This is a genomic window from Bacillus sp. FSL W8-0640 (assembly GCF_038007725.1).
GTDB classification, from domain to species: domain Bacteria; phylum Bacillota; class Bacilli; order Bacillales; family Bacillaceae_G; genus Bacillus_A; species Bacillus_A cereus.
This window is the reverse complement of record NZ_JBBOXT010000001.1, coordinates 3,569,223-3,585,578: the sequence shown is the minus strand read 5'-3', so window position 1 is coordinate 3,585,578 and position 16,356 is coordinate 3,569,223. Positions and strand designations below refer to the sequence as shown.

The following is a 16,356-nucleotide window of genomic DNA, read 5'->3' as shown; positions in this document are numbered from 1 at the left end:
TGAATGATATGCAGAAAACAAATGCAGTACCAGTAACTATATTATGTATAGCACCCATACTCATCTTATTTACAGTTATACTTTCGATTTTGTATGGGGCGAAAAGTATTGATGCTGAAACAGTGTGGAACGCATTATTTCATTTTGATTCAAGTGATGTAAATCATAATATTATTATTACTTCACGTTTACCAAGGGTAGTTGCAGCTCTTTTAGTCGGAGCATTTCTAGCCATATCAGGAGCACTTATGCAGGGGATGACAAGAAACTATCTTGCATCCCCTTCTATTATGGGTGTGACGGATGGTGCTGCCTTTGTTATTACACTTTGTATAATTTTTCTTCCAGGAATGTCATCAATTGGTATGGTTATATGTTCAATGATTGGTTCTGCACTCGGAGCCGGTATCGTGTTTGGTTTTGGTTCGCTCCTTCAAAATGGCTTATCACCAGTTAGGTTAGCGATTATAGGAACAGTTATTGGAACATTTTTAAGCAGTGTATCGGCTGCAATGGCTTCGTATTTCCAAATTTCTCAAAATGTTAGTTTTTGGTTTAATGCAAAGTTAGATCAAGTAGATCCTAATATAATTAAAATCACGATACCGTTTGGGATAATTGGAATAATTTTAGCATTGTTAATATCAAAATCTATTACCATTCTTTCATTAGGCGAAGAGGTTTCTATTAATTTAGGACAGCGTACAAAACTAGTTAAAGCGATGGCAATTTTATCGGTAATTTTTTTAACAGGAACAGCAGTTGCTTTAGTGGGGAAAGTTGGTTTTGTAGGTTTAATTATTCCGCACATTACCCGCTTTATAATTGGGGTAGATTATAAGTGGATTTTGCCATGTGCAGGTGTTATTGGTGGCGTTTTCTTAGCGTTATGTGACGTTTTGAGTAGATTTGTAAACTATCCATTTGAAACACCTATTGGAGTCGTTACCTCCTTAATTGGAATTCCTTTCTTCCTTTATTTAATCCGTACTAGAGGAGGAGAGAGACATGCTTAAAAGTTCAAGTCAACGTTTCGGAATGACGATGGGGATTATTATATTTTTAATACTATGTGCTATCTATATTAGTTTAACAAATGGTACGTTCGACATTACGATTACAGATGTATTTAAAACACTTTTTAGAATTGATCCAGTACCAGAACATGATTTAGTTATTTTTGAGTTTCGTCTTCCGCGTATCGTAATTGCTGGATTAGTAGGATTAGGCCTTGGTGTTGCAGGTGCTGTTATTCAAGGGATTACGAGAAATGGATTGGCGGACCCAGGTATTTTAGGAGTAAATGCCGGAGCGGGAACAGCGATTGTCATTTTTATGTTTTTCTTTCAAGGACAATTAAAAAACACAGACTGGGTTTCTATTATGATGATGCCAATGTTTGGTTTAGTAGGTGGATTAGGTGCAGCTATCATCATTTATCTGTTTTCTTGGAAAAACGGTAAATTAGATTCGCAGCGACTTTTATTAACAGGGATTGCAATTGGATCGGGATTTGGAGCTTTTTCTATGTACTTATCACTCAAAATGAAGTCAACTGATTTCGAGATGGCTGCAGTGTGGGTGTCTGGAAGCATATATAGTGCGAACTGGAAGTATATTGTGGCTATGTTACCATGGCTTATTATCTTAATTCCACTTATACAAAAGAAAGCTTATTTATTAGATTTATTCCAATTGGAAGAAACGAGTATTACAAGTTTAGGTGTTTCAGTAGAAAGAGAGAAATCGATTTTATTATTAAGCAGTATCGGGCTTGTGAGTGCATGTGTTGCTGTTTCAGGGAGTATCGGTTTTATTGGCTTAATGGCACCGCATATAGCGAAAAGACTTGTTGGTATTCAACATAAGTATATAATTCCTACGTGCGGCGTAATCGGAATGTTTCTTGTAATTGCCTCAGACTTTATTGCAAAAACAGTTTTCACACCTGTAGAGTTACCAGTTGGAATCGTTATTTCTATTGTCGGTGTACCGTATTTCTTATATTTACTTTATAAGGCGAAGGCGTAAGAGGAGGAATAAAAGTGAGTATTTTAAGTGCAAAAAATTTAGAAACAAGTTATGAAAAGCTTACAGTGTTTCGCGATTTAAATGTGGAAATACAAGAAGGAAAAGTAACGACAATTATAGGTCCAAACGGTTGCGGTAAATCGACATTGTTAAAAACAATGGGAAGAATTTTAAAACAAAAAAGCGGAAAAGTATATTTGCAAGGGCAAGATTTACATACAATTTCAACGAAAGAAATTGCGAAGCAGTTAGCTTTACTCCCGCAAACTCCAATTGCACCAGGTGAACTTAAAGTGGAAGAATTAATTTCTTATGGACGCTATCCACATCGAAATAACGTAAATAAGTTAACGACAAAAGATAAAGAAATGATTGATTGGGCATTAAATATAACGAAAACTTCTGAATTTCGAACGAGACAAATTGCAAATTTATCAGGTGGTCAAAGACAAAAGGTATGGCTAGCGATGGCATTAGCACAAGAGACAGAAGTGTTGCTATTAGATGAGCCAACTACATACCTTGATATGTCTCATCAATTAGATGTATTACAAATTGTGGAGAAGTTAAATAAAGAACATAATTGTACGGTTGTTATGGTATTACATGATATCAACCATGCAGCAAGATTTTCAGATGAAATTATTGCAATGAAGGAAGGAGAAATTGTTACAACTGGTAGCCCAGAAGAAATCATTACAAATGAAGTATTAAAAGAAGTATTTCATATTGATGCACGTGTCATGATTGATCCGTATAACGGGGCTCCTGTTTGTTTCGGTTATGATAGCGTTGTATCTCAAGAAGAAAAAATCGAAATATATGTAACAAGTTAAAAAGGGGGGATAGGGTGAATACTACAGTTGAAAAACAGCAGATTATAATATCTAATACAGAACAATGGAAAATGTATTCAAAATTAGAAGGTAAGGAATATCAAATTCATATTTCAAAGCCGAGGCAACCAGCACCGGATTCAGGATATCCTGTCATTTACGTATTAGATGGCAATGCCTTTTTTCAAACATTTCATGAAGCAGTTAAAATACAATCAGTAAGAGCGGAAAAAACTGGTGTTTCACCAGCTGTTATAGTAGGAGTGGGTTATCCAATTGAAGGCGCATTTTCAGGGGAAGAAAGATGTTATGATTTTACGCCTAGCGTAATTTCAAAAGATGCCCCTTTAAAACCAGACGGTAAACCGTGGCCTAAAACAGGAGGAGCACATAATTTCTTTACTTTTATTGAAGAAGAACTGAAACCACAAATTGAAAAGAATTTTGAGATTGATAAAGGTAAGCAAACGTTATTTGGGCATTCTTTAGGTGGATTATTTGCTCTCCATATACTATTTACAAACTTAAATGCTTTTCAAAATTATTTTATTAGTAGTCCATCTATATGGTGGAATAATAAATCCGTACTTGAAAAAGAAGAGAACCTTATAAATGAATTAAACAATGCTAAGTTTGAAACAGGAGTGTTCCTTACAGTTGGGTCACTAGAACGAGAGCATATGGTTGTAGGTGCAAATGAATTATCAGAGCGCCTTCTCCAAGTAAACCACGATAAACTTAAATTTAAGTTTTATGAAGCTGAAGGGGAGAATCATGCATCTGTTGTGCCGACGTCTTTAAGTAAAGGGTTGAGATTTATTAGTTACATATAGGAAAAAAGGTTATGGATGAAACATTCCATAACCTTTTTTGATATGTAGAATTGTCCTTTTTGAAAGTTTTGTTTCAACTTTTCGTCTAAAGAGACAAAAAGTTGTCACAAAACGGTCACAATTAGCATAAACATAAAATAGACGAAATGAACTTATTTCCAAAAAGGCTCGGTTTATTCCGATCATGATTTGTAGAGCTGAAAAAGTATGGATTAAAAGTTCACTATATTCCCAAGGAGGTAGATCGTATGAAAACTATTCTTGCTATCGCTGGACTTATTTGGGTTCTATCGCATGGCATCCCAATTTATGAAGGAGAACAAATTCGCAGTGCTCTGAATAAAAATTTTAATGAATATCATATCATTGACCGGCAAGATAATGTTGTAACAGTTCGAGTAAATGACTGTTTTCATACGGTAACCGTTGAAGGAACTTCAGTAGTGAATGATACAAAAGTATGTGATCAACAATAATTATATATGGAAAGAAAAAATTCTTGGATTAAATATCTGAAAATTAAGATTTTAATATTATAGATGAAGAATAAGCGGGGGCGGGTAATCCCTGCTTATTCTTGTTTCACTTTATTGAATTTTGATGAGAGATATAATGATTTTTTTGACAAAAAGGAAAGGGTATACTAAAAATTGAGATTAAGAAGCTAATGCATTGTTAAGAATAATCATAAAGCGTAAATATACTCTTATGGGGTATCGTGCGTAGATATTTAATGCTATAATTGGTATACTCATAAAAACAATTGTTTTATTGGGTGAAGAGAAACTTTAAGAAGGTGATAATATGGATCATAAAGAGCATGAAGCAGTAACACATAGATCAGAAAAAGAAAAAGAACAGATTATAAATAGATTAAAGAGAATTGAAGGACAGGTCCGCGGTATTCAAAATATGATTGAAAATGATCGTTATTGCGTGGATATTTTAGTGCAAATTTCAGCGATTAATGCAGCGATGAAAAAAGTAGGAATGGGTGTATTAAAAAACCATACAAGTCATTGTGTTTCAGGTGCTATTAAAGATGGCAATGGTGACGAAGCAATTGAAGAATTAATGACTGTATTTGAACGTTTTTCAAAAGCGTAAAAACAAGCTAGTATGTCACTGGCTTGTTTTTTTTTGTTTACCTTCATAATAAGGTTTCGGGGTATTGATGTGAAAAAGTGTGTGTAAAATAAACTTTTAGAAAATAATTGAAAAATCATGATATAAAACCATTGATTACCTTAGGGGGGTATGGTAAGATGTAATTGTGATTAACAAACAATGAATAAACAAGAGGAGGATTTTAAATGGAACAGTTAACATTACAGGTTGAAGGTATGTCTTGTGGACATTGTGTAAATGCTATCGAAAGCAGTGTGAAAGAGCTAAACGGTGTTGAACAAGTGAAGGTTCAATTAGCAGAAGGAACTGTTGAAGTTACTATCGACTCGTCTGCCGTAACATTAAAAGATATCGTTGCTGTAATCGAAGACCAAGGATACGATGTTCAATAATTATTTTTAGATATGGAAATAAATCGTACTTTAAATGAAGTACGATTTATTTTGCTAATAATTATACCTCATAAGGGTATATAGAGGTGAGAGACATGAATGAAAAAAAAGAGGCCAATCTTCAAATATCAGGAATGACATGTGCGGCATGTGCAAATAGAATTGAAAAAGGTCTAAAAAAAGTAGAAGGTGTTCATGAGGCGAATGTAAATTTTGCACTTGAAAAAACAAAAATAATGTACGATCCAACTAAAACAAATCCGCAACAGTTTAAAGAAAAAGTTGAATCGTTAGGATATGGAATTGTAAGTGATAAAGCTGAATTTACTGTTTCAGGAATGACATGTGCAGCATGTGCAAATAGAGTTGAAAAGCGTTTAAACAAGTTAGATGGTGTGAACAAAGCGACAGTAAATTTTGCTTTAGAATCAGCTACAGTAGACTTTAATCCTGATGAAGTTAATGTAAATGAAATGAAGAGTGCGATTACGAAGCTAGGATATAAATTAGAAGTGAAACCAGATGATCAAGATGCATCAACTGATCATCGATTACAAGAAATTGAAAGACAAAAGAAGAAGTTTATTATTTCGTTTATTTTATCTTTCCCATTATTGTGGGCAATGGTTAGTCATTTCTCATTTACGTCGTTTATTTATTTACCGGATATGTTAATGAACCCTTGGGTGCAACTAGCACTTGCAACCCCTGTTCAATTTATCATTGGTGGACAGTTTTATGTTGGAGCTTATAAAGCGTTACGTAATAAAAGTGCGAATATGGATGTTCTCGTGGCGCTTGGAACGTCGGCCGCGTATTTCTATAGTGTATATTTAAGTATTCAATCTATTGGTTCTTCGAAACATATGACAGATTTATATTTTGAAACGAGTGCGGTACTTATTACATTAATTATTTTAGGTAAATTATTTGAAGCGAAAGCAAAAGGGCGCTCATCAGAAGCAATTAAAAAATTGATGGGTTTACAAGCGAAGACAGCTACAGTTGTGCGAGATGGAACAGAAATAAAAATTTTGATTGAAGAAGTAGTAGCTGGTGATATCGTCTATGTAAAGCCTGGTGAAAAAATACCAGTAGATGGTGAGATTGTAGAAGGAAAGTCAGCAATTGATGAATCGATGTTAACGGGTGAAAGTATTCCTGTTGATAAGTCAATTGGGGATGTAGTAATAGGTTCGACAATAAATAAAAATGGATTTTTAAAAGTGAAAGCAACTAAAGTAGGAAGAGATACTGCATTAGCTCAAATTATTAAAGTAGTAGAAGAGGCACAAGGTTCAAAAGCTCCTATTCAAAGGGTAGCAGATCAAATTTCAGGTATTTTCGTACCGGTTGTAGTTGTGATTGCGATTATCACATTTGCAGTATGGATGATATTTGTTACACCTGGTGATTTTGGCGGAGCACTTGAGAAAATGATAGCAGTACTTGTTATCGCTTGTCCATGTGCATTAGGTCTTGCAACGCCTACATCTATTATGGCAGGATCAGGAAGATCAGCAGAGTATGGTATTTTATTTAAAGGTGGAGAGCATTTAGAAGCAACGCACCGATTAGATACGGTTATTTTAGATAAAACGGGTACAGTGACAAATGGGAAGCCGGTGTTAACAGATGTAATTGTAGCAGATGGATTCAATGAAAATGAACTGCTTAGATTAGTAGGGGCAGCAGAAAGAAATTCTGAACATCCACTTGCAGAAGCGATTGTAGAAGGAATTAAAGAAAAGAAAATTGATATCCCAAGTTCAGAAACGTTTGAAGCGATTCCGGGATTTGGTATCGAATCAGTTGTAGAAGGAAAACACTTATTAATTGGTACACGTCGATTAATGAAGAAATTCAATATTGATATTGAAGAAGTTTCTAAATCAATGGAAGCGCTAGAACGAGAAGGAAAAACAGCAATGCTTATTGCAATCGATAAAGAATATGCTGGTATAGTTGCCGTTGCAGATACTGTAAAAGATACTTCAAAAGCAGCTATCGCAAGACTGAAAAAAATGGGTCTAGACGTTGTGATGATTACAGGAGATAATACACAAACTGCTCAGGCAATTGCAAAGCAAGTTGGTATTGATCACGTAATTGCAGAAGTATTGCCAGAAGGAAAAGCAGAAGAAGTGAAAAAACTGCAAGCAAATGGTAAGAAAGTAGCGATGGTTGGAGACGGGATAAATGATGCTCCTGCTCTTGCTACAGCGAACATTGGTATGGCAATTGGAACGGGAACGGATGTAGCGATGGAAGCAGCGGATATAACGTTAATCCGCGGTGACTTAAATAGTATTGCTGATGCGATCTTTATGAGTAAAATGACGATAAGAAATATTAAACAAAATTTATTCTGGGCATTAGCTTATAACGCGTTAGGAATTCCAATTGCGGCATTAGGTTTCTTAGCCCCTTGGGTTGCTGGAGCAGCGATGGCATTTAGTTCTGTATCCGTTGTATTAAATGCATTACGATTACAAAGAGTTAAATTAAAATCTTAAAGAGCTACATTAAGTAATTGAATAGAATTAAAAAACAATACTTTGAATAAGTATTGTTTTTTTGTTCGTATAGAAATTAAAACGATATAATAAAGCAGAAATATAGAATCGTATGTAGTAGAAAAGTTAAGAGGTAGTTTCGTAAGGAGACTTATATATGTTAAAAGATATTATAATTAGAACATTCCAGAAAGAAGATTTAGATCAAGTATTACAATTGTTCTATGAAACAGTTCATACGGTTAATGCAAAAGATTATAATGAGTTACAGCTACAGGCGTGGGCACCGGAGCGACTAGATAGAGAAAATTGGTTACAGTCTTTAGAAAAGAATATTAGCTATGTAGCGGATCATAAAGGTGTGATTGTGGGGTTTGGGGATTATAACGATGATCGTTACGTAGATCGTTTATTTACGCATAAAGATTATCAAGGGAAAAGAGTCGCTTCATACATACTACAGAAGTTAGAAAAAGAAGCAGTGAACCTAGGGCATAGGGAGATATATACAGAGGCGAGCATTACCGCAAAACCTTTTTTTGAAAGTAAAGGTTTTATTTGCATAAAAGAACAAAAGAAACAACATAATGGTCAGATTTTTATTAATTATGTTATGAAAAAAATATCCTTCTCATAAATGAGAAGGATATTTTTTATTATTTTACAGCTTCTTTTAGTTCTTTACCAGCTTTGAAAGCAGGTACTTTAGAAGCTGCGATTTGCATTTCTTCACCAGTTTGTGGGTTACGGCCTGTACGAGCAGCTCTTTCACGAACTTCGAATGTACCGAATCCGATAAGTTGTACTTTTTCACCAGCAGCTAAAGTGTTAGTGATTGATTCTACTACAGTTTGTACAACTACAGTAGCTTCTTTTTGAGAAATCTCAGCATTTTGTGCTACGTTTTTAATTAATTCTGTTTTGTTCATGTTTTTCACCTCATATGTAAATAATGCTATTTAAGTTGTTATTATAACGTATAAAACATTCGAGAACAAGTGTACGTACATATATTCGCAAAAAAAATGAAATTTGTAATATTTTTTAGGGCACTTTATAGACATTCCATTTAAGCGGACAGAGATTTGTTCTTCATTTCAGTCTTCTCTTGATGAGCAGGTAGTTTCTTATTATAAGATATGAAGTAAGGTAGTGCTACAAATAACATACCTCCTACTAAATTTCCAAAGAAAACAAAAATAAAGTTTGGAAAATATTCAGCCCAAGTGAAATGACCGGCAAAAATGGCGGCTGGGATGACAAACATATTGGCTACAACGTGTTGAAATCCAATCGCAACAAAAGTCATAACCGGGAACCAAATACCGATAATCTTTCCGATAAATTCTTTACTTCCCATACTGAGCCAAACAGCTAAACAAACGAGCCAATTACATCCGATTGCAGAAATAAATGCTTGCAATGGTGTATCTTGTAGTTTCGCTTGAGCGATAGAAATAGTTTTTGCTAAAAAAGCTCCTTCAGTTAAGCCAACGATATGACCGAAAAAGTAGGCTACAAATACAGCCCCTATGAAATTGCTAAATGTAACAATAACTAAATTTCGTATGAAATAAAATAAAGTAATTTTCTTTTGAAGCCAGGCCATAGAAACTGTCATCATGTTACCAGTTACTAGTTCACCGCCTGCAAGAATAACGAGAATAAGGCCAATAGGGAATACAGCAGCGCCTAGAAAACTAGTAAATGATCCCCAAGCCTTTGGCATTGTTCCAATAACATGAATATCGAGTAAATACCCTAATGCTATAAAAGCACCGCCAAAAAAACCGAGAATTAACATAGGGAGTAATGATAAATGAGCTTTTTTTCTTCCGGAATTAGCAGCAAGTTCCGGAATTTCTTCTGGTGTAAATACAGACATGAATAACCCCTCCGTAATAAAATGATGGAATGAATAGAAAAAATTTCGAAAATCTATGTATTATAAAAATATGTTATGACTTCTGTATAAAATTGTCAAAGTGAATAGAGAGGGGATTACATATTGATAACATTGTTCATGTTGTCACATGAATGTAACAATAAGGATTTAAAGTGTTTCTAGAGGTGAAAACATGAATACGAATCATGTAAAAAAAGAACGAAAAAAATCAATCGTAAAGATATTTATTATTAGTTTTATAAGTATATTAATGATACCAGTAAGTTTGTATTATTATGCGACAGAAATAGAACGAAAACTAGTAACAGTTACGTGGAATGAAATAGAAGCTTCTACAATTCCTAAAGAGTTTAATAATAAAAAAATATTGCAGTTTTCAGATGTACATTTAGGACCAGAGTTTACACTGAAACAACTTGAACATTTAGTGGAGAAGATGAATGAATTACATCCAGATATAGTAGTTTTTACCGGAGATTTAATAGATAAATTTGGGTCTTATAGTGCGGAAAGAGAAGAAGCGAAGGTTATTTTGCAGAAAATTTACGCTCCCTTAGGGAAATATGCTGTGTTTGGGAATCATGATAGGGGCGGGGGCGGTAGTTTATTTTACAAAAAATATATGGAAGAAGCTGGTTTTTCTGTATTAGTAAATGAAGTGCAGAAAATTAAAGTGGAAAACGGCAAATATATTATAATATCAGGTTTGGATGATTTTCTATTAGGGAAGCCGCAAATAGATTCAACTTTAAAAAACTTGAAACAAAATGATTTCAACATGTTATTAGTACATGAGCCGGATGTTGTAACCAAAATAAATCGTTACCCAGTTGATCTTCAACTGTCAGGACATAGTCACGGAGGACAAGTCCAAATTCCTTTTGTAGGTCCGTTAATTACTACCAAACTAGCTGAGCACTACGTTGAAGGTATGTATGAAGTAGAGGGGAAGAGTAAGCCGTTATATTTATATGTAAATCGTGGCATTGGGACTACTAGGATGCCTGTTAGATTTTGTAGTGTACCTGAACTTTCAATTTTTGTGTTGAAGCAAAATAGTAACTAGAATATTTAACAATATGATTCCAAGGAACGTGCGATGTTGGTCGATGGAAAAGAGTTTCTTAAAACTTTAGATGTGACAAAGTAATTTTCATAAGTAAAAAACAACAATAGGACCTATAAAGGGACCTATTGTTGTTTTTATCCTGCATTGATTGCCCATAAATGTCCGATTGATGAGGGCTAATTATAGTTTTACTTTGTTATTTTTGCAAGGAAAGACCATCAAAATATGTTCTATAGTTACTAGAGAATTCAAAGTTGTTTTTTGCATCCCAATTAATAGACCAAGACATTAGGCCGCGGAATGCAGGATAGCCACTCTGGTTAGAAAGTTTATACTTTCCTCCGAATGGAACTCCTTTAATGATATAATTTAAAGCTTTTTTCATTTCAGTTGGCGAAATGTATCCACCACTTGGAGCTGCCGCTGGTGCTGCTGGAAGCCCAATCATGACTTGATCTGAACGAAGAGCTGGGAAAATGTTATTTGCATTACCACCTACAGGAAAACCATGTAAGAGCATATCTGCCATAGCGACCTCGTAGTCTGCAGTACCTTGATTGTAGTTATTACCGTCCATTCCAATCCCGCTACCAGCGTTGTAGTGTTGAACGTGAATGTATGTTAGTTTATCTTTCACTCCGTAAATAATTGGTAAATATGCACCCCATATGCTTCCATATGCGCTATATCCGCCTTGAACATAAGCTGTTTCAGGGGCCATGCTTAATAGAAAATCTGGACCATAATGATCTGAGATTGTTCGAATAGCTGAAATAAGATTTACGATTTGAGGGGTAGTTGGGTTTTTGAAGTTAGTGTCATTTCCGTTTAAGTAAATACCTGATTCAAGGTCAATATCTATTCCGTCAAAACCGTATTTATCGATCAGAGATTGTATGGAATTAATAAAACGATCCTTAGCAGCATTGTCAGGAAGTAAAACGACCCCATTTTGTCCACCTATTGAAAGAACTACTTTCTTTCCTTTACTTTTTAAATAAGAAATATCTGATTTGAATTCTGCATCTGTACCATACACAGGAGAAAATTCAACAGTGGAACGATCACCACCAGTTTCACCAAAAGATACATTGATTACATCCCATTTTGGTGAAACGTCTTTTAATTTAATAATGCCAGTACCGTTATCAAAATTATGCCAGTATCCAACGAGTAATTTTGAACCTAAATTGTTTGCTGCTTGTGCTTGGAAAGGGGATAACGGTAGAAGTAAGAACATTACTAAAATACAACAAAAAAATTTGAACTTGTTTAACATATCAACACTCCTATACAAAAAGTTGTCTAGATGTATAATCTTGTTTATTTAATAATATCTGAAAATTCTTTCTTTTGTAAAGGGACTATAATTTTCTCAACAATTGTGTATGGGAAAGTATTAAACCTAATGTAATAATTTTTGAAGGAGGTTGAATTTTAATTGTTGAATTCAGAATATTTTGATATATTTTAAAGTATAGGACAAAATCTTTCGCACAGTACTCTTACATAAATTTCAAAATTTAGTTTGGAAGGGGATGTACAAGATTTGGATAAAAATCTAAAGAAAGACCTCAAAATACGCCACATTACAATGATTTCAATTGGCGGTGTAATAGGGGCTGGTTTGTTTGTTGGAAGTGGTGCAGTTGTACATTCGGCAGGACCAGGTTCTATCGTTTCATATGCATTAGCAGGACTTCTAGTCATTTTCGTCATGAGAATGCTAGGAGAAATGGCAGCTGTTAATCCGACAAGTGGTTCATTTGCAACGTATGCAAGAGAAGCGATTGGTCCTTGGGCGGGTTATACAATAGGCTGGTTATACTGGTTTTTCTGGGTAATTGTTATTGCAATAGAAGCCACAGCAGGTGCTGGTATTATCCAATATTGGATTCCACAAATACCGCTTTGGTTATTAAGTTTAATATTAACAATTTTATTAACGCTGACGAACGTTTTTTCGGTGAAATCATTTGGAGAGTTTGAATATTGGTTTTCTTTTATTAAAGTAATAAGTATTGTTTTGTTCCTTTGTCTAGGTCTTGCTGTTATTTTAGGATTTGTTCCAGGAACAGAAGCACCCGGCACTTCGAATTTAATTGGACAAGGTGGATTTATGCCAAACGGTATAAGTTCGGTACTGCTTGGAATTACTGTCGTTATATTTTCATTTATGGGATCAGAAATTGTAGCGGTAGCCGCAGGTGAATCTGCAGAACCTGTAAAAGCAGTAAAAACAGCAACAAACAGTGTGATTTGGCGTATTCTTGTATTTTTTATTGGGTCTATAGCGGTAGTTGTTACGCTACTGCCATGGAATTCAGCAAACATATTAAAAAGTCCATTTGTAGCTGTATTGGAACATATAGGAATACCAGCTGCGGCACAAATTATGAATTTTATCGTTTTAACAGCTGTACTCTCTTGTTTAAATTCGGGTTTATATACAAACTCAAGAATGCTTTTTTCGATGGCAGAAAGAGGAGATGCTCCAAAGGCGTTTTTGAAATTGAACAGTAGTGGTGTTCCAGTTCGGGCCGTTTTATTTGGAACTTTCTTCGCTTATATTGGCGTTGTGTTTAGTTACATTTCTCCAGATAAAGTCTTTTTGTTTTTAGTGAATGCATCTGGCGGGATTGCGTTACTAGTTTATCTCGTTATTGCAGTTTCGCATTTAAAGATGCGTAAAAAAATGGGGAAAGTGGAACAACAAAATTTGAAAGTGAAAATGTGGCTTTTTCCGTATGTAACGTATGTTACAATTGTTGCTATTATAGCAGTTTTAGTTGCGATGTTCGCAATTGATACTTTACGTTCACAAGCACTTTTAACAATGTTTGTTACTGTTCTTATCATACTTTCTTATTTTATTTTTAATAGAAATAAAAATAGCACAGTTTTGAATCCTAAAAGTAAGAATGAGGAATCTGTTCGATTCTAATTTTCTAATTTTCTAATTTTCGAAGAGAGTTAGACCCAGTCATTGCTATAAAAGAATCATATATAATCATAGAAACAAGTAATTACTATTGTCATAGTGGATATAAACTTTTTTCTTGACTTTTTATACGAAGGCGAGCAAAATGGTAAAAAAGGAAGGGGGGATGATAATGGAAGAGTACGTATTAGAGCTGTATAACCTGTTATATACGACAGAATGGCAAGATATTGTTTCGTTTCTAGGAATCGTATTTTGCATGAAAATTGTAATTGTATATATGGAAGAGCAAGGTATGTTCTATTCCTTCTCATCCCCGTTCGATATGCAGCGCGAGCCGTTGCTAAACTATGCCAATGTGAATTACGAACAAATTCCTTTTGTTATTTTCTTTATGATTCGATTTATTACAGCAATTGTAAGGAAAAAGGAAAGTGACGATGAAGAGTGCCACTCAACTTGTAATATAGCGAATGTTTTTTAAGCTAAATACAAGGAGGAGATTTATATGTGGTTTCGATTTCTTATGATTGGTTTCTTTTCATTAACAGCAATTTCTTTAATGGGATATCAAGTGTCTGAAATTTTTCAAGCATATAGCGATACATTTTTTAACAAAAACTAATCGCGTTGCTATTTGAATAATAAAGCGATAAAATCCTTCTTAAGAAGTTTTATTAAGAAGGATTTTTTCTTTGTCTTATCTTGCTGTGTCAAACTATTGTCACATTTACACTGTGAATAGTATGTTAAAATAGTGAGGTTACGTATACATATTTGAAGGAAGAGGGAGTGACCATTTTGGTGGATCAATCAACAAATCAGAAAAGCTATGCTCCTATTGTGATAACGCTTTCTGTAATTGTAAATGCGATTATTTTATTTTTGTTCTTTGGACCTGTTGGCTATGAAGGAGAATTACATTTTGATGTAAAAATTTTACCAATGTTAAATGCAATTTTTAATAGCTTTACGTTCGTATTCTTATTAGCAGCTCTATACTCTATTATTAAGAAGAATGTGAAAATGCACCGTGGTTTCATCCTGGCAGCATTTACAACGACGTTGCTATTTTGTGTTTCTTATTTATCTTATCATTACTTAGCGCCAGCAACACATTTTGGCGGAGAAGGATTCATTAAATATGTGTATTTCATCATTTTAATTACACATATTATCCTGGCAGCAATTATTGTACCGCTTGCATTGTTTGCACTTGTATTTGGTTTTACAAATCAATTAACACGTCATCGTAAAATTGTACGTTGGACGATGCCGATTTGGTTATATGTAAGTTTATCTGGTGTTATTGTTTACTTAATGATCTCACCTTATTACCAATAAAAAATCTCAGCCTGTAGGCTGGGATTTTTTTATTAAGCAAATATTTTTGTGAAATGAAAAAAATATGGTATACAAAAGTATAGTTGCTTTTCATATAGAAGGGATGGTAAAGGAATATGCAAAATTTTGTATTTCGTAATCCAACGAAACTTATTTTCGGTAAAGGTCAATTAGAGCAGTTAAAAACTGAAATTCCACAGTTCGGTAAAAAAGTTCTTCTCGTATACGGGGGAGGCAGCATTAAAAGAAACGGTATTTATGATAATGTAATTTCTATTTTAAAGGATATAAATGCAGAAGTATTTGAATTGACAGGTGTTGAACCGAATCCACGTGTATCAACTGTAAAGAAAGGGATTCAAATTTGTAAAGAAAATGGTGTTGAATTTATTTTAGCAGTTGGTGGAGGAAGTGTGATCGACTGTACGAAGGCAATTGCAGCTGGTAGTAAGTACGATGGAGATGTATGGGATATTGTAACGAAAAAAACATTTGCTAATGAGGCATTACCATTTGGTACTGTACTTACTCTTGCAGCAACAGGATCTGAAATGAATGCAGGCTCGGTAATTACAAACTGGGAAACGAATGAAAAGTATGGATGGGGTAGCCCGGTTACTTTCCCGCAGTTTTCAATTTTAGATCCAGTTCATACTACTTCTGTACCGAAAGATCAAACAATTTACGGTATGGTAGATATTATGTCGCACGTATTAGAACAATATTTCCATCATGGAACGAATACAGAACTACAAGATCGTTATTGTGAAGCTGTTTTAAAAACAGTAATTGAGACAGCACCTAAGCTTTTAAGTGATTTAGAAAATTATGAGCATAGAGAAACTATTTTATATTGTGGTACTATGGCGTTAAACGGCATTTTAGCAATGGGAGTAAAAGGAGATTGGGCGACTCATAATATTGAGCATGCAGTTTCTGCTGTTCATGATATACCACACGGGGGTGGCCTTGCGATTTTATTCCCGAACTGGATGAAACATGTTGTAGAGGAAAATGTAAGTCGTTTTAAACAGTTCGCTATTCGTGTATTTGATATAGAAACAGATGGCAAAACAGATAAAGAAGTGGCTTTAGAAGGAATTAAGGCACTGCGTCAATTTTGGACTTCAATTGAAGCGCCAGCAACATTAGCTGATTACGGTATTGGAGAAAATGAAATTGATATAATGGCTAATAAAGCGATGGCGTATGGTGAATTTGGTAACTTTAAAAAATTAAATAAAGATGATGTTTTAAGTATATATAAAGCTTCTTTATAAGTGAATTTAGAAAAGAAACCTATTTGATTGTTTAATCGAATAGGTTTCTTTTTGCTGTTTATAAATGTTTATAAATGTTT

General features: G+C 34.3%; 17 protein-coding genes. 14 read left to right on the top strand and 3 right to left on the bottom strand.

The window, feature by feature from the left end:
• Nucleotides 1–8 precede the first annotated feature (8 nt).
• The 9 genes from N2V80_RS18415 (at nucleotide 9) to N2V80_RS18375 (ending at nucleotide 8,373) form a co-directional block, all read left to right on the top strand.
• Nucleotides 9–1,016: a FecCD family ABC transporter permease gene (locus tag N2V80_RS18415; protein ID WP_001173051.1), complete on the top strand. Its 1,008-nt coding sequence runs from the start codon at nucleotides 9–11 to the stop codon at nucleotides 1,014–1,016.
• Nucleotides 1,009–2,031, top strand: coding sequence for a FecCD family ABC transporter permease (locus tag N2V80_RS18410; RefSeq protein ID WP_061655408.1), 1,023 nt, complete (start codon nucleotides 1,009–1,011; stop codon nucleotides 2,029–2,031). Before N2V80_RS18415 ends, N2V80_RS18410 begins: the two co-directional genes overlap by 8 nt.
• 14 nt (nucleotides 2,032–2,045) lie before the next feature.
• The gene (locus tag N2V80_RS18405) at nucleotides 2,046–2,867 is read left to right on the top strand and encodes an ABC transporter ATP-binding protein (protein ID WP_000025773.1); all 822 of its coding nucleotides are present in this window, start codon (nucleotides 2,046–2,048) and stop codon (nucleotides 2,865–2,867) included.
• Between the two features lie 14 nt (nucleotides 2,868–2,881).
• Entirely contained in the window at nucleotides 2,882–3,700 is an 819-nt protein-coding gene (locus N2V80_RS18400; protein ID WP_001098697.1) for an alpha/beta hydrolase, read from the top strand.
• 248 nt (nucleotides 3,701–3,948) lie between these two features.
• Nucleotides 3,949–4,176, top strand: a complete 228-nt coding sequence (locus N2V80_RS18395) for a hypothetical protein (RefSeq protein WP_000849103.1) — start codon at nucleotides 3,949–3,951, stop codon at nucleotides 4,174–4,176.
• A 328-nt stretch (nucleotides 4,177–4,504) separates the two neighbouring features.
• Nucleotides 4,505–4,807, top strand: a complete 303-nt coding sequence (locus tag N2V80_RS18390) for a metal-sensing transcriptional repressor (RefSeq protein WP_000349636.1) — start codon at nucleotides 4,505–4,507, stop codon at nucleotides 4,805–4,807.
• 206 nt (nucleotides 4,808–5,013) lie between these two features.
• Entirely contained in the window at nucleotides 5,014–5,220 is a 207-nt protein-coding gene (gene copZ / locus N2V80_RS18385) for a copper chaperone CopZ (protein WP_000436973.1), read from the top strand.
• A gap of 95 nt (nucleotides 5,221–5,315) precedes the next feature.
• Nucleotides 5,316–7,736 (top strand): heavy metal translocating P-type ATPase, encoded by a 2,421-nt coding sequence (locus N2V80_RS18380; protein ID WP_001003182.1) that lies wholly within the window; start codon nucleotides 5,316–5,318, stop codon nucleotides 7,734–7,736.
• 157 nt (nucleotides 7,737–7,893) lie between these two features.
• Nucleotides 7,894–8,373, top strand: coding sequence for a GNAT family N-acetyltransferase (locus N2V80_RS18375; RefSeq protein WP_000910158.1), 480 nt, complete (start codon nucleotides 7,894–7,896; stop codon nucleotides 8,371–8,373).
• 19 nt (nucleotides 8,374–8,392) lie between these two features.
• Here the strand turns inward: N2V80_RS18375 and N2V80_RS18370 are convergent, their stop codons facing one another.
• Both N2V80_RS18370 and N2V80_RS18365 read right to left on the bottom strand, forming a co-directional pair.
• The gene (locus N2V80_RS18370) at nucleotides 8,393–8,665 is read right to left on the bottom strand and encodes an HU family DNA-binding protein (protein WP_001043904.1); all 273 of its coding nucleotides are present in this window, start codon (nucleotides 8,663–8,665) and stop codon (nucleotides 8,393–8,395) included.
• A 140-nt stretch (nucleotides 8,666–8,805) separates the two neighbouring features.
• On the bottom strand, nucleotides 8,806–9,621 hold the full coding sequence (locus N2V80_RS18365) for a formate/nitrite transporter family protein (RefSeq protein WP_061655407.1): 816 nt from the start codon (nucleotides 9,619–9,621) through the stop codon (nucleotides 8,806–8,808).
• 193 nt (nucleotides 9,622–9,814) lie between these two features.
• On the opposite strand from N2V80_RS18365, the gene N2V80_RS18360 reads away from it, so the two are divergent.
• The gene (locus tag N2V80_RS18360) at nucleotides 9,815–10,708 is read left to right on the top strand and encodes a metallophosphoesterase (RefSeq protein WP_001095345.1); all 894 of its coding nucleotides are present in this window, start codon (nucleotides 9,815–9,817) and stop codon (nucleotides 10,706–10,708) included.
• Nucleotides 10,709–10,907: 199 nt separating this feature from the next.
• On the opposite strand, the gene N2V80_RS18355 is transcribed toward N2V80_RS18360, so the two are convergent.
• On the bottom strand, nucleotides 10,908–11,990 hold the full coding sequence (locus N2V80_RS18355) for a chitinase (RefSeq protein ID WP_000932440.1): 1,083 nt from the start codon (nucleotides 11,988–11,990) through the stop codon (nucleotides 10,908–10,910).
• 270 nt (nucleotides 11,991–12,260) lie between these two features.
• On the opposite strand from N2V80_RS18355, the gene gabP reads away from it, so the two are divergent.
• From gabP to N2V80_RS18335, 4 genes are all read left to right on the top strand, one after another.
• Nucleotides 12,261–13,655 carry a GABA permease gene (gene gabP / locus N2V80_RS18350; RefSeq protein ID WP_000360110.1) on the top strand — a complete coding sequence of 465 codons (1,395 nt, stop codon included), beginning with the start codon at nucleotides 12,261–12,263 and terminating at the stop codon, nucleotides 13,653–13,655.
• 142 nt (nucleotides 13,656–13,797) lie between these two features.
• Nucleotides 13,798–14,136: a hypothetical protein gene (locus N2V80_RS18345; protein WP_002005644.1), complete on the top strand. Its 339-nt coding sequence runs from the start codon at nucleotides 13,798–13,800 to the stop codon at nucleotides 14,134–14,136.
• A 317-nt stretch (nucleotides 14,137–14,453) separates the two neighbouring features.
• On the top strand, nucleotides 14,454–14,996 hold the full coding sequence (locus N2V80_RS18340) for a DUF420 domain-containing protein (RefSeq protein ID WP_061655406.1): 543 nt from the start codon (nucleotides 14,454–14,456) through the stop codon (nucleotides 14,994–14,996).
• A 116-nt stretch (nucleotides 14,997–15,112) separates the two neighbouring features.
• Nucleotides 15,113–16,276, top strand: coding sequence for an iron-containing alcohol dehydrogenase (locus tag N2V80_RS18335; RefSeq protein WP_001179092.1), 1,164 nt, complete (start codon nucleotides 15,113–15,115; stop codon nucleotides 16,274–16,276).
• The last annotated feature ends 80 nt before the right edge of the window (nucleotides 16,277–16,356 follow it).